This is a genomic window from Thalassospira sp. A3_1, from assembly GCF_017744215.1.
In the GTDB taxonomy this organism is placed as follows: Bacteria; Pseudomonadota; Alphaproteobacteria; order Rhodospirillales; family Thalassospiraceae; genus Thalassospira; species Thalassospira lucentensis_A.
Map to the genome: position 1 here is coordinate 685513 of NZ_JAGHQQ010000002.1, position 12809 is coordinate 698321.

The following is a 12809-nucleotide window of genomic DNA, read 5'->3' on the forward strand; positions in this document are numbered from 1 at the left end:
TGGCTTGTTTACACAGTCTTTTGGTCTCAGAAGTGAACAGCTGAGTATTCCTCGGCGACCATATCGGTGAACAGGCGTACTTTTGATGACAGATGCCGGGTCGGCGGATAGATGACCTGCAGGCAAAGCTTCGGCAGTTCGTAATCCTCAAGCAGCTTGACCAATCTTTTGTATTTGAAAGCATCGCGAAGGGCATATTCCGGAAGCACGGATATGCCCAGACCGTTTTCGACCCAGACCATCAATGCTTCCATATTGTTGGTCTTCATCGCAGATTCTGCTTTGATTTCGACCCGGCCATTGGCTGTCTGATAGACCCAGTTCCGCATGCGATTGCGGTTTGCGTAGACAATCAGCTTGTGATTGCGCAGATCGGCCGGGGTTTGTGGCATTCCGTATTTCCGAACATACATCGGCGCCGCACAGGTGACATATTTCAGCGTCGCGATGCGGTGATCAACCAGATTGGTTTCTTCATCCGGGCGGGCGATTCGCACGATCAGGTCATAGCCTTCCGATACCGGATCGACCAGTCGGGTTTCCAAATCCATTGAAACCGTCATATCCGGATAGACTTTTACAAAATTCGCCACGGTTTGGGCGAAGTTGATGCCCTGAAAGGGCAGGGGCGCACTAATGCGCAAATGTCCTGACGGTGTCGAAGACGTTGTCGTAACGGCAAGGTCAATCTCGTCAAGATCATCAAGCACCTGCCGGGCACGTTCATAATAAACCTGACCCGTGCTGGTGGTTGCGACACTTCGTGTCGATCGCTGAAGAAGCTGCGTATTCAACCTTTCTTCAAGACCCATAACCAATCGGCTTACTGTAGACCGGGGCAGGCGTGATGCCCGTGCCGCTGCGGTAAAGCCGGAATTCTCAACCACTGCGACAAAAGCGCGCAGTTCAGCAAAACGATCCATCGTTAATTTGTCTCAAATTTGGGATAATTTGTCTCAAAATAACAGAATTGTTCCATTTTTAAAAGATGTCATTATCTCCTCATCACCCGAGCACAGATGAAAACGGGTGGGGATCAACAGGCAAGACTTACGTCATTAACAGGAGAATTATCATGTCAAAGCTCGAACTTCTTACTCCGAAAAATTCGCAGATCATCTTCATCGATCACCAGCCGCAAATGGCATTCGGCGTTCAGTCGATTGACCGCCAGGTTCTGAAAAACAACACCGTTGGTCTGGCGAAGGCTGCCAAGATTTTCAACATCCCGACCACGATCACGACCGTCGAAACAGAGAGCTTTTCGGGCCATACCTATCCGGAACTTCTGGCAGTATTTCCTGAAAATCCGCTTCTTGAACGGACCTCAATGAATTCCTGGGACGATCAGAAAGTACGCGATGCACTGGCTGCAAACGGCCGCAAAAAAGTGATCGTTTCTGGCCTGTGGACCGAAGTCTGTAACAACTCCTTCGCGTTCTGTGCAATGCTTGAAGGCGGTTATGAAATCTATATGGTCGCCGATGCATCCGGCGGTACGTCGGTCGATGCGCATAATTATGCGATGGATCGTATGGTGCAGGCCGGTGTCGTACCGGTCACCTGGCAGCAGGTTCTGCTGGAATGGCAGCGCGACTGGGCACACCGTGAAACCTACAACGATGTAATGGCACTCGTGAAAGAACATTCCGGCGCATATGGCATGGGCGTCGATTATGCCTACACCATGGTTCACAAGGCACCGGAACGTGTCGAACACGGTCCGCGCCTCGCACCGCAGGCTGCTTCCTGATGTGAGGGCACGACGGAAAGGGGATCTCCGTCGTGCCTTTTCTTTTTGGCAGTGGACCGGTCAATCGCTTGTCTCAGGCTGCCTTTTTTGCAGGGATCAAATCAATGAAACGCCGGACTTTCGTGAAAGGTGTTGCCGCCACGGCCGCCTTGTCGACTTTGCCGATTACAGGGATCAGGAGCCAGCAAATGAAAGACACCGCCGACACCATCATTTACAACGCCAAGGTCACGACACTCGACCCAAAGACTCCGGAAGCAGAAGCCATCGCGATTGCCGATGGCAAGGTTCTTGCGGTCGGTGACGAAGCCGGGATACGCAAACTGGCCGATCGCAAAACCAAAATGATCAATGGCGGCGACCGTCGCATCATTCCGGGGCTGAATGACAGCCATACCCACCTTATTCGCGGTGGTCTTAACTTCAACATGGAATTGCGCTGGGAAAACGTGCCGTCCGTTGCCGACGCGCTACGCATGCTTAAAACGCAGGCGGCTGTCACGCCAGCCCCGCAATGGGTGCGTGTTGTTGGCGGCTGGTCGGAATTCCAGTTTGCCGAACGCCGGATGCCAACCCTTGATGAAATCAATGCTGCCGCACCAGATACGCCGGTTTTCATCCTGCACCTTTATGGGCGTGCTTTATTGAACCAGGCCGCAATCAAGGTTCTTGGTTTTGATAAAAACACACCAAACCCGCCCGGTGGTGTCATTGAAAAGGATGCCAAGGGTAATCCGACCGGTTTGTTGCTGGCGAAACCATCTGCCTTGATTCTGTATTCTACGCTGGCCAAGGGTCCCAAGCTTCCGATTGAGGATCAGATCAATTCCACCCGTCACTATATGCGCGAAATGAACCGTCTTGGCATCACCAGCGTCATTGATGCGGGCGGCGGCGGGCAGAATTATCCCGAAGATTACGATGTCATTCGCCGTCTGCATGATGACGGGCAGATGACTGTCCGCATCGCCTATAATCTGTTTGCGCAAAACGCCGGAAACGAGCTTAGCGATTATGAACGCTGGGTAGGAATGACCGAACCGGGTGCTGGCGATGATATGTTGCGGATGAACGGCGCCGGTGAAAACCTTGCCTGGTCGGCAGCAGATTTTGAAAACTTCCTTGAACCGCGCCCCGATCTGGCACCGGTCATGGAAAGCGAACTCGAACCTATCGTCGAATTGCTGGCCGAACGCGAATGGCCATTCCGCATTCATGCGACCTATGACGAAACCATCGACCGTTTCCTTGGTGTGTTCGAACGGGTGAATGGCAAACAGCCGTTCAAGACGCGGTTTATCATTGATCATGCAGAGACAGTTTCCGAACGCAATATCGAACGGATCAAGGCACTGGGCGGCGGGATCGCGATCCAGCATCGCATGGCATTCCAGGGCGAATATTTTGTCGACCGTTACGGCAAGGATGCCGCCATGGCGACCCCGCCTGTCTCCAAAATGCTGGAATATGGTCTTCCGGTCGGGGCGGGAACGGATGCGACCCGCGTTGCATCCTATGACCCGTGGGTCGGTCTTTACTGGCTTACTACCGGCAAGACGGTTGGCGGTATGTCGCTTTACGACAATGACAACGTTCTTGATCGTGAAACTGCGCTCATGCTGTGGACAAAAGGGTCGGCATGGTTCTCGGGCGAGGCGGATGTCAAAGGTACGCTGGCACCTGGACAATATGCCGATCTGGCCATCCTTTCCGCTGACTATCTAAGCGTCCCGCCCGAAGAAATCCGCCGGATCAACTCGGTCATGACCATGGTTGGCGGAAAAGTGGTTTACGGCGAAGGCAACTATCAGTCCCTTTCACCGGAGTTGCCACCAGCATCGCCATCCTGGAGTCCGGTTTTGCATCAACAAAGCCCCGGACAGCGCCCGGAATCCCATGCTCATCACGCGGAGCGCGCATGCCATGACGCATGTAACCATGGTTGCGGTGTCCACGGACATGATCACGGGATTGCCTGGAATAATCCTGTGCCGGTTGCGGATGCGAAATCGTTCTGGGGCGCGCTGGGTTGCTCCTGCTTTGCCGTCTAGCGCCGTTATGGGCCGGGCGGGTCACGTTACCCGCCCGGTTCACTGAAAGACAAACAGGCAGGGCTTCGATGGGCCGGATGCCGCAACGGATTGAAAATCATGAAAATCGTATTTGGACTTTTGCTGGCGATCCTGATTGGCATCGGTTGCCGGGTGATCGATATCCCGGTTCCTGCCCCGCCTGCCATGACAGGTGCGCTTCTGGTACTTGCCATGACGATTGGCTATCTGGCGGTGGATCGCTGGTTCCCGCATCGTCGCTGCGACAATCGTAAAAATTGCGCTGGTCCGATTGGACACGTGCCCAAGGCTGGAGAGTAGGACCATGTGGCAACTTCTGACCGGGATTGGACTGGGACTTGCGATTGGTGGCGGATGTCGCTGGCTTGATTTGCCTTTGCCGGCTCCTCCGAAAATTGTCGGTGCACTTTTGGTGGTAGCGATGACGGCTGGGTTTGTGATTACCGATCACATCCTGACCGTGCAATAGGGGAAGCTTAAGATGAATACGCAAAAATCAGAAAACACCCCCGGAACCGCAGCGGGCCCGTGGTCGCCTTTCCGCCATCGTGCTTTTGCCTTCCTCTGGATCGCAACCGTTGTTTCAAATATCGGAACATGGATGCATGACGTTGGTGCGGGTTGGTTGATGACGGAACTGTCACCATCCCCCTTCGTCGTCGCACTGGTACAGGCGGCAACCACCTTGCCGGTGTTTCTGTTCGCGATATTTGCCGGTGCTCTGGCCGATCTGATGGATCGTCGCAAGTTGCTGCTTGCGGTCAACCTCGTGATGGCCGGATTGGCGGCGGCTTTGTCATCACTTGTTTATCTGCAACTGGTAACGCCGTCGATCCTGATTGCCTTTACCTTCATGATGGGAACCTGCGCTGCACTTATGGCACCTGCCTGGCAGGCAATTGTCCCGTCGCTGGTTGATAAATCGCGTTTGGCACCTGCTATCGCGCTGAATTCGATGGGGATCAATGTCAGTCGTGCAATCGGTCCGGCATTGGCCGGCTTCCTGATTGTGTCTGCCGGGCTGGTTGCACCTTTTGCACTTAACGCGATCAGCTTTGTCGGCATTCTGGTTGTGTTGTTCTTCTGGAAACCGGCAAAGCCCGAACAGATTATGCCGCGTGAAAAGGTTTTCGGGGCGATGCGCGCGGGGCTTCGTTATGTATTTAACAGCCCGCCGGTCATTGCAACGCTGGTGCGCGCGGTGGCGTTCTTTGTCTTTGCAAGTGCCTATTGGGCGATGCTGCCGCTGATTGCGCGTGAAGTGTTGTCAGGTGGCCCGCAGCTTTATGGCATCCTGCTTGCCAGTGTCGGTGCCGGGGCGGTTATCGGGGCCGTTGTTTTACCCCGGATCAAGGCGCGTCTGGGGGCTGATAAAACCGTCATGGCCGGAACGGTTGGTACGGCGTCGGTTCTTGTTGCCTTTGCCCTGATCCAGCAGCCGGTTGTTGCGGTGATCGCATCCTTTATTGCCGGGGCATCGTGGATTGCCGTTCTGTCATCCTTCAATGTTTCCGCACAGACGGCATTGCCTGATTGGGTTCGGGCGCGTGGTTTGTCTGTCTTTCTGACGTTGTTTTTCGGTGCGATGTCGGGTGGCAGTATCCTTTGGGGCTGGGTTGCAGATCAGTTTTCGATTGAAACGGCGCTATTATGTGCGGCAGCCGGGGCGATTGTTCTGATGTTTGCCACCATGCGGTTTGCCCTTAATCAGGGGGCGGACCTTGATCTTGCACCATCGATGCATTGGCCCGAACCGATAATCGGTGAGGATGTCGAACATGATCGCGGCCCTGTCATGATCCGGATTTCCTATCGCATTGCCGATACGGACCGCGAGACTTTTGGTGATCTGATGAAAGCCATGCGCAAGGCGCGCCAGCGTCATGGTGCCTATCATTGGAACCTGTATCAGGACAGCAAGCAGGCTGATCTGTTTACCGAGGTCTGGTCTGAAGGCTCATGGATAGAACATCTGCGCCATCACAAACGGGTAACCGGCACCGATCGCGTCCTTCAGGAACAGGTCAACAAACTGCATCAGGGAGAAGACAAGCCGCTGGTCGAACATCTGATCGCCGCACGGTGAAACCAATGCGATTCGTGCTTGTTTTCGAAATCTTGAATTCCCCCATGCCCCGAATTTGAAGTAAGTATCATGATAACAGGCCGGGCCCTTATTGTTGGGTGCCCGGTCTGTTTGATTTGGACGCCGTTGGCGTCCCGGGGTGCTTTGGGAAAGTGGTGATGACGTTTTGCGGAAAGTTCAGGTCAGGTGCATCCGGCCTGACCATTTTGGTTTTGATTTCGATCCTGAGCTATTCGACATTAGCCGGCGCCACTGAAAAGTGCCTGATTATTGCCATGCCCGAAGTCCGGATGACCGGGGATAGGATCGAACCCTACCGCGATGCCATGCAAAAGGCGGGTGTATGCGTCAAACCGATACGTATGCCGCTCGCACGGGTTGGACAAGCCTTATCGCATGGTGAAATTGATGGTGCGTTCGCCGAACTTGAAGGATTTCAACAACGCGTTGATCGCCCGATCATAAGGGGAAATGTCCGCGTTGGACTGGTTGACGGAATGCTGGTGGTGCGGTCCGGAAAGATATCGGGGATAGACGATCTGACAGATGAGAGTGTTGGTGTCTGGCTTGGTTCCGACTGGTCTGATGTACTATTGGCTGATCATCCCAAAGTCGTGCGTGTTCCGCGCGGGCCCGAAATGATGCAGAAGATGCTGCGATACGGGCGATTGGACGCAATGCTGCTGGATAGCTATTCGTTGTCGGTCACTGGTGGCACCCCGGACGGATTCCAGGCAATTCCCGTTACGAGCCTTTCGGTCTACAGCTGGCTTGCCGTCGACCATGCTGATTTGCTTCCTGCCTTTGATGAAGGCACGTCATTGTTTTTGAAAATGATTATTGAGTGGCGCCAAAAGTAGGGGGATTTGCCCGGTGTTATCTGCGGCCTATCCCGAAAGATAAAATATCGACATGCCATAAAGGCACAGGATTGAAACGCTTTCCCAACCGATATTGGCAAGCCCCCTGCGTTCGCGGTTGAGCATCCCCAACAGAAGGATGCCTGTCATCAGGATGACAAGGGCGATGGTAAACAGGTGCTGCGGACTGAATGCGGCGTAAATCGATCCATCGCGATAGGCGAAGTCCGATGCGGCCAGAAACAGAACATCAAACGCATTGCCACCGATAATATCCCCAACTGCCAGATTGACCGCTCCCATGCGGACAGCTGCAATTGCCGAAACAAGTTCGGGCAGCGATGTCGCAATCGCGGTCAGGAAGGTGCCAACTGCTGTCTCGCTAATGCCGGTTTTATCGACGATGGCCAGTCCGCTTTCGCCAATAGTGTAACCGGCGACGGCTGTTATTGCGGCAAAGGCCAGAAACTCTGCCCACAGACGAAGCGTGCTTTCGGGATGGTAATCTGCGTCATCTTCCTTGGCATCCTCGTCGGTCAGGTCGGTTTTGCGCGGTCGCCACATTGGCTGATGCCTGATTTCGGCGAGCAGTGACAGGCCAAAGCCATACAGAATGAACAACAGGATCGATACCGGATGGATATGCAATATTGTCCAGTCTGGACCAGCATAGGCCAGAAGCGGCAGGGCAAGCATGCTGACCAGCAGGGTTGCCTGCGCCAAGCCGGTTGCGCTGGCCGCGGCATGTTCCAGATTACCCTTGCGATACAGAAAATCGGCAATTGCCAGAAAGGTCGTCTGGGCGGCAATGCCACCAAGCGCATTACCGATGGCGAGATCGGTGTGTCCTTGCCACGCCGTCGTTACCGAAAGCACACTTCCGGGCAGGCTGGTCGAGATGCCGACAAAAACCGCACCGGCTATGATTTGTCCCATGCCGGTCCGTTCGGCGAGTTTGAGGGCAATCGTTGCCAACCGAGTTCCGGCGAAGCCGATCACCACTGCACAGATTGAAAACAGTCCGATAATGGACCAAAGCGGAAGGGTTGCAATTGCAGGCAGCATCAAAACGTCTTTTGTTCGGATCTGGCCGCATTTGCACCGGGGCGGCTTTACCTGCCCTTTATGACGCGTCGGGTGCCGTCATGTTCCCTGATTGTGTAAAAGTTAAAACACTTCCCCTTCCGGACGTGCCAGCGGCTTGTTTTCGTTGTGTTCAATCGCTTCTTCACGGGCGCGATGCGTGATATCGATCGGCTCGCCGTTGCGGTTATCGGGGCGGACACGGCCAAAGAAATCGGAAAGTTCCTTTGCGACGGTTTCCGGACCTGTCACCTGACGCAGCGTAAAGCTGTGACCTAGCCGGTCGGTAATATGCAGATCACCATAATCAAAGATATTGCCGATTACACTTTTGCTGATCTGGGTGCTTTTGATGGACTCAAACCCGCGATCATCCTGATCTTTTCGCAGAACGCCGCTGCGTGTGACGATCCGGTTATTGGTGATGACACGTTCAAAGAAAAACAGATCGCGAATGGCCGTAAGCGGCAAGAGAATGCTGTCGCGTGCAGCGCGCGTTGAAACGCCAAGGGCACGTTTCAAAAGTTTCCAGACAATCGAAATCAGCGCAATGATCACCCCGAACAGGGCAATTGAAAACACGAATTCATATTCTTCCCATACCCGGTCAAGTGCGGCAAAGGCTTCGGGACCGGTCAGAAGGGCGCGTGCCTCCGGCATCAGGAAATCGTAAATTGCCCGCCAGTGATAGGATGCGTAAATCAGTACCGCAATCCAAATGATCTTGATGATACCGGGGATCAGAATTGAAACCGGGGAAATTGGCAAATCCATGATGACCACCTCGCCGTCATGCAGATGGCGGCGGATGCCCTTGAAGGGTTTGCTTTCCGCATTGGTGTCGTTTTTCCGGCTCATGCAGTCTGTCCTGTTTTATGCAATCGGTCCAACATAGGCTGCGATCCGAAATTGGCAAGATACAGACGGATTTACCCGGTCAAAAGGCACCGTCTGTTGCAAAATATTCGGCCAAAAACGTATCGCGTGCAGCAAAACCGGGCGATTTTGCCGGGCGTGTGCTGTCATGGGTCAGTCTGGCAAATGTGATGGTTTGCTCGCCGCGGGTTGCCCAACCCACAAACCAGCCCCACGGTTGCCCCTTGATCGTGCGGCCATCGGCATTTTGCGACAGGCCAGCACCGGTTTTGCCAAATACATGCCAGCCATTTGCCTGAACACCCATGTCAAACAGCCCCATTGCCATTTCGCGGGCCTGTTTGCCGATGGGCAACTCGCCCCGGATCATTTTTGAAATGAATTCGATCTGTTCGGCAGGCGAGATTTGCAAGGACGAGCTTAGCCATGATCGCGTCAGGCCGTTCTGTTTTCCGGCATCCCCGGATACATCGGCATTTCCGTAATCAAAGGATGTGACATAGTTGCGAAACCTTGCCTCTCCCAGTCTGATATTGATCTGTTGCGAATACCAGACGACGGATTGTTCGATCCAGTATTGCGGATCCGTATCCTTGCGCCATGCGTCGCGCCAGTCTGGATAGCCTTCCTTGAACGACCATACGGGATGATGCGCATCGGTCAGGATGCCACTATCAAATCCCATCAGACTGATGGCGATCTTGAAGGTCGAGGCCGCCGTTGCGCGGGTTTTACATTCGCCCTCCTCAACAATGGTCTTGCCGGTTTTGGTATCCGAAATCAGGGTGCAAACCGTTTTGGTTTTCGCCGTGGCATTGAAGGGGGCGAACATTACGCCAAGAAGAAAAATCAGGCTGGTACGTTGCAAAACGCGATCCTTGTGGATGGGTAAAGGTCGAAGGGTAGGGACGAATGCTGAAGGTTCATTTAATCGTTTAACCCATGTTGTCCTGGCCTTTATCTACGGGCGGAAATTCAGATTGCCAAAATGCGGCAAAGCGGGTTTATGTTCCCGGTCCGGTTGCGCCACAATCCGGCAGCCAAAAAACAACAACGTCCAAGCAAGAGCCCCGCATGATCCCGTTCTTCGGTGAAGCCGCCGCCTTTACTGCCGCTATGGCTTGGGCGACGTCGAGCATGATTTTCTCCAACATTGGCGGCAAGGTCGGTGCGCAGACAGTCAATCGCGGGCGTCTTGCCTGCTCGATTACGTGTCTTACATTGCTGCATTGGCTGCTTGAAGGGCAGCCATGGCCGAATGCCGTGACATGGGAACAGCTTGGCTGGCTGTCACTGTCTTCGGTTCTGGGCCTTGTGATCGGCGATGCCATGCTGTTTCAGGCCTTTGTGACCCTGGGGGCGCGGCTATCGATGCTGATGATGTCGACCGTGCCGATCATGGGGGCGGTGTTGGGCTGGGTTCTGTTTGACGAAGTTCTCAGCCTTCAGGAAATGTCGGGTATTGCACTTGGCATTGGTGGCATCCTTTTGGTCATCATGATGAAAAAGGGGCGTCCTGTCGGGCTGGAGGGACGCAATTATCTGGTCGGTATTCTGTTTGGACTTGGTGGCGCCATTGGACAGGTCGCCAATCTGGTGACGGCGAAATATGCACTGATCGGCGGCTATTCCGCACTGTCGGCAACATGGATCAGAACTTTTGTCGCGGTTGTGATCATGTGGGGAATTGCGATTGCCATGGGGCGTGCCCGACGCACGATCGTGGCGTGTAGTGCGCCGGATGTCGGGCGTTGGCTGTTTCTTGGTGCCTTTATCGGTCCTGCTTTGGGGGTATGGCTTTCGATGGTGGCGGTTCAGAATGCCAATGTCGGGATTGCCTCGACCCTGATGGCGTTGCCGCCGGTTCTGCTGATTGTTTACGAAGGTCTGATTTTGCGCCGCCCGGTCGGCCCGCAGGCCATCATCGGGACCTGCATGGCCTTTGGCGGGGTTGCCCTTTTATTCTTGCATTGACCGTTGTTTTTGCCGCTGCCTGAACCAGATCGGGATGAATGCCAGATTGGAAATCAGGCTCACGCCGAACAGGATTGCTGCCCATAGCGGAAGGTCAAGCAAGGCACCTGTGCCGCGAAGGCCGGGTGCGGCCGGTTCGGATGATTTTGATGCGTCTATTGTGTTTGGCGTATCTGTCATATCTGACGAATGGGTTAGGGTGACTTGATGCCCCATGCCGTCCGACACCAGGATTTTCCAATGCGAACCGGTTTGCCCGTCACGTGGCTGGGATGGCGTTGCAAGGGCAAAACGACCTGCACGATCCGTCCGGCCCTTTTGCCAAACCTTGCCATCCGGACCGGTTATCGTGACTTCGGCAAACATCATTGCCGTGCCATCGGTATATCCGAACTGATAGACGGTGGCGGACTGGCTTTGGTCGATTTGCCATCCGGCACCGTGGGCAAACGCAGGCAAGGGCCCCGCCAACAGCAGGGCCAAAGCCAGAATTCTGGGGCGAATAAATGCCATCATGACGGAATGTTATTGCGCAATGTCAAAGGTCATCGTGGCACGCAGATTGTGCACGCCCACACCTTCCTCGACATCGGGAAGATCAGCGGCAACACGGACCACCCATAGACCCGGCGCACTGATGCGGATTTTGGCAATGCCGCTGCCGCGATCGTCGCTCATGGTTTCGGTATAATAAGCATAGGAAGACGGTATTTCGGTAAATCCGGCATAGGTTGCCAGAACGCTGGTCGAATAGGGCTGCCCGTTCAGCAGGACCTGAACATCGATATCATCCCCGATGCCTGTCGCGCGCGGATCGCTTAGGGGCACGATTTCAAGCGTGTGGCCGAGTGGTGTTGAAACAAACGCTGCATTTCCGTCACCGCCGGTCAGGTTTTTGGAAAACTTTTCAAAGCGCGAGGATGCAATGGCATCCGGGTTCACATCCGACCCGCCTTCTTTCCAGCCATCGGGTGTCTGTGACCAGATCACCGGAAGGCGATGTCCGACAAGCCATGCCGGTTCGTCGGAAAGGGTAAAGGTACCGGTCAGATTGGGGGCATCCGCATTTTCGCTAACATCAAGATCGGTGGCGGCCGAGGGAGTGATTAATTGTGCGGCTACATGCTTTGGGGCTTCGGCTTCTTCGGCGGAGCCGAAAACATGGGTCGAATCGAGGATGAATACAGCAGTGTTTTTGTCATTTGCGGGGTCGGTTTTGCTGCTGGCGATGAATTCGTGGGCCGTTGCACCATAACCAATCAGGCACCCCAGCGCGGCAATTGCAAGCGGGGTTGTGAACTTTGATTGAAACATCTGCTATCCTTTGGGAGATTAAGGGAGTTGAAAGGCTGTGTGAACTTTTCAAAATTGTTCATACGAGTCAAGCTGATGATTCTGAAAGGGAATTCGTATGACCCGCGTGACCGTATCGATCGAAGACGATTTGATGGAGGCATTCGATGCCTTCCTTGAACATCGCGGCTATACCAACCGTTCCGAAGGTTTTCGTGACCTGATTCGGGAAAAGCTTCAGAACATCAAGCTTGACGAAGACACTGGCGGCGTTGGCATTGCGGTTCTGAATTACGTGTATGATCATGAAGAACGCATGCTGGCGTCACGCTTGATGAGCGCGCAGCACGAACATCATGACCTGACGGTCTCGACCGTGCATTTCCACATCGATCATGATACCTGCCTTGAGAGTGTTACCCTGCGCGGCAAGCTTGCCGATATCCGCAGATTTGCCGATCAGGTTCTGGCACAGCCGGGGGTTCGCCATGGGCAGCTTTATTCCGTTCCGGGCGAACTGCATGTCGAAGCCCATCACCATGGCGATGACGATCATGGTCACGCCCATCGTCACGAACACCTGAAAATAACCACGTGAAACAGGATTTCGGCTGAATTGTTTTCTGAGGTGCTGCGCGGCTGTCGTGATCGTTCCTGTTCGCTGTGTGTGAATTCTCTATCGCTGAAATGAGAACAAACTTGCAACATCCATTTTTTTATGAGATTGTTCGCATTATGTTCTCAATGCGTTTGCCGGAAAATGGTTGGCGTGATGCCAGTTATCCGGCGGGGCACCTAGCGGTGGCGTTCCG

At 54.1% G+C, this 12809-nt stretch carries 14 protein-coding genes; 8 read left to right on the forward strand and 6 right to left on the reverse strand.

The window, feature by feature from the left end:
- Nucleotides 1–26: 26 nt before the first annotated feature.
- On the reverse strand, nt 27–923 hold the full coding sequence (locus tag J7395_RS10210; protein ID WP_062952865.1) for a LysR family transcriptional regulator: 897 nt from the start codon (nt 921–923) through the stop codon (nt 27–29).
- A gap of 152 nt (nt 924–1075) precedes the next feature.
- Between J7395_RS10210 and J7395_RS10215 the strand changes: the two genes are divergently transcribed.
- From J7395_RS10215 to J7395_RS10240, 6 genes are all read left to right on the forward strand, one after another.
- Nucleotides 1076–1753, forward strand: coding sequence for a hydrolase (locus J7395_RS10215; protein ID WP_062952864.1), 678 nt, complete (start codon nt 1076–1078; stop codon nt 1751–1753).
- Nucleotides 1754–1941: 188 nt separating this feature from the next.
- Nucleotides 1942–3804, forward strand: a complete 1863-nt coding sequence (locus J7395_RS10220) for an amidohydrolase (RefSeq protein WP_209221384.1) — start codon at nt 1942–1944, stop codon at nt 3802–3804.
- A gap of 99 nt (nt 3805–3903) precedes the next feature.
- Nucleotides 3904–4125: a DUF1427 family protein gene (locus tag J7395_RS10225; protein WP_062952862.1), complete on the forward strand. Its 222-nt coding sequence runs from the start codon at nt 3904–3906 to the stop codon at nt 4123–4125.
- A gap of 4 nt (nt 4126–4129) precedes the next feature.
- Nucleotides 4130–4294: a DUF1427 family protein gene (locus J7395_RS10230; RefSeq protein WP_062952861.1), complete on the forward strand. Its 165-nt coding sequence runs from the start codon at nt 4130–4132 to the stop codon at nt 4292–4294.
- A gap of 12 nt (nt 4295–4306) precedes the next feature.
- Nucleotides 4307–5911 (forward strand): MFS transporter, encoded by a 1605-nt coding sequence (locus tag J7395_RS10235; protein ID WP_209221385.1) that lies wholly within the window; start codon nt 4307–4309, stop codon nt 5909–5911.
- Between the two features lie 158 nt (nt 5912–6069).
- Complete coding sequence (locus J7395_RS10240) at nt 6070–6771, forward strand: transporter substrate-binding domain-containing protein (RefSeq protein WP_247742148.1); 702 nt, start codon at nt 6070–6072, stop codon at nt 6769–6771.
- A 27-nt stretch (nt 6772–6798) separates the two neighbouring features.
- Here J7395_RS10240 and J7395_RS10245 read toward each other — a convergent pair whose 3' ends face one another.
- The 3 genes from J7395_RS10245 to blaOXA form a co-directional block, all read right to left on the reverse strand.
- Nucleotides 6799–7836 (reverse strand): sodium:calcium antiporter, encoded by a 1038-nt coding sequence (locus J7395_RS10245; protein ID WP_209221387.1) that lies wholly within the window; start codon nt 7834–7836, stop codon nt 6799–6801.
- Between the two features lie 102 nt (nt 7837–7938).
- A complete protein-coding gene (locus J7395_RS10250) occupies nt 7939–8712 on the reverse strand; it encodes a PH domain-containing protein (RefSeq protein WP_209221388.1) in 774 nt (257 codons plus the stop codon).
- Nucleotides 8713–8791: 79 nt separating this feature from the next.
- On the reverse strand, nt 8792–9598 hold the full coding sequence (gene blaOXA, locus J7395_RS10255) for a class D beta-lactamase (protein WP_209221389.1): 807 nt from the start codon (nt 9596–9598) through the stop codon (nt 8792–8794).
- Nucleotides 9599–9804: 206 nt separating this feature from the next.
- Between blaOXA and J7395_RS10260 the strand changes: the two genes are divergently transcribed.
- Nucleotides 9805–10704: a DMT family transporter gene (locus J7395_RS10260; protein ID WP_097051004.1), complete on the forward strand. Its 900-nt coding sequence runs from the start codon at nt 9805–9807 to the stop codon at nt 10702–10704.
- On the opposite strand, the gene J7395_RS10265 is transcribed toward J7395_RS10260, so the two are convergent.
- Together J7395_RS10265 and J7395_RS10270 are read right to left on the reverse strand one after the other, a co-directional pair.
- Nucleotides 10690–11220, reverse strand: coding sequence for a hypothetical protein (locus J7395_RS10265; protein WP_142994478.1), 531 nt, complete (start codon nt 11218–11220; stop codon nt 10690–10692). The genes J7395_RS10260 and J7395_RS10265 overlap by 15 nt on opposite strands.
- Before the next feature lie 9 nt (nt 11221–11229).
- Entirely contained in the window at nt 11230–12018 is a 789-nt protein-coding gene (locus tag J7395_RS10270) for a DUF4198 domain-containing protein (protein ID WP_209221390.1), read from the reverse strand.
- A gap of 97 nt (nt 12019–12115) precedes the next feature.
- On the opposite strand from J7395_RS10270, the gene nikR reads away from it, so the two are divergent.
- The gene (nikR, locus tag J7395_RS10275; RefSeq protein ID WP_209221391.1) at nt 12116–12595 is read left to right on the forward strand and encodes a nickel-responsive transcriptional regulator NikR; all 480 of its coding nucleotides are present in this window, start codon (nt 12116–12118) and stop codon (nt 12593–12595) included.
- Nucleotides 12596–12809 lie beyond the last annotated feature (214 nt).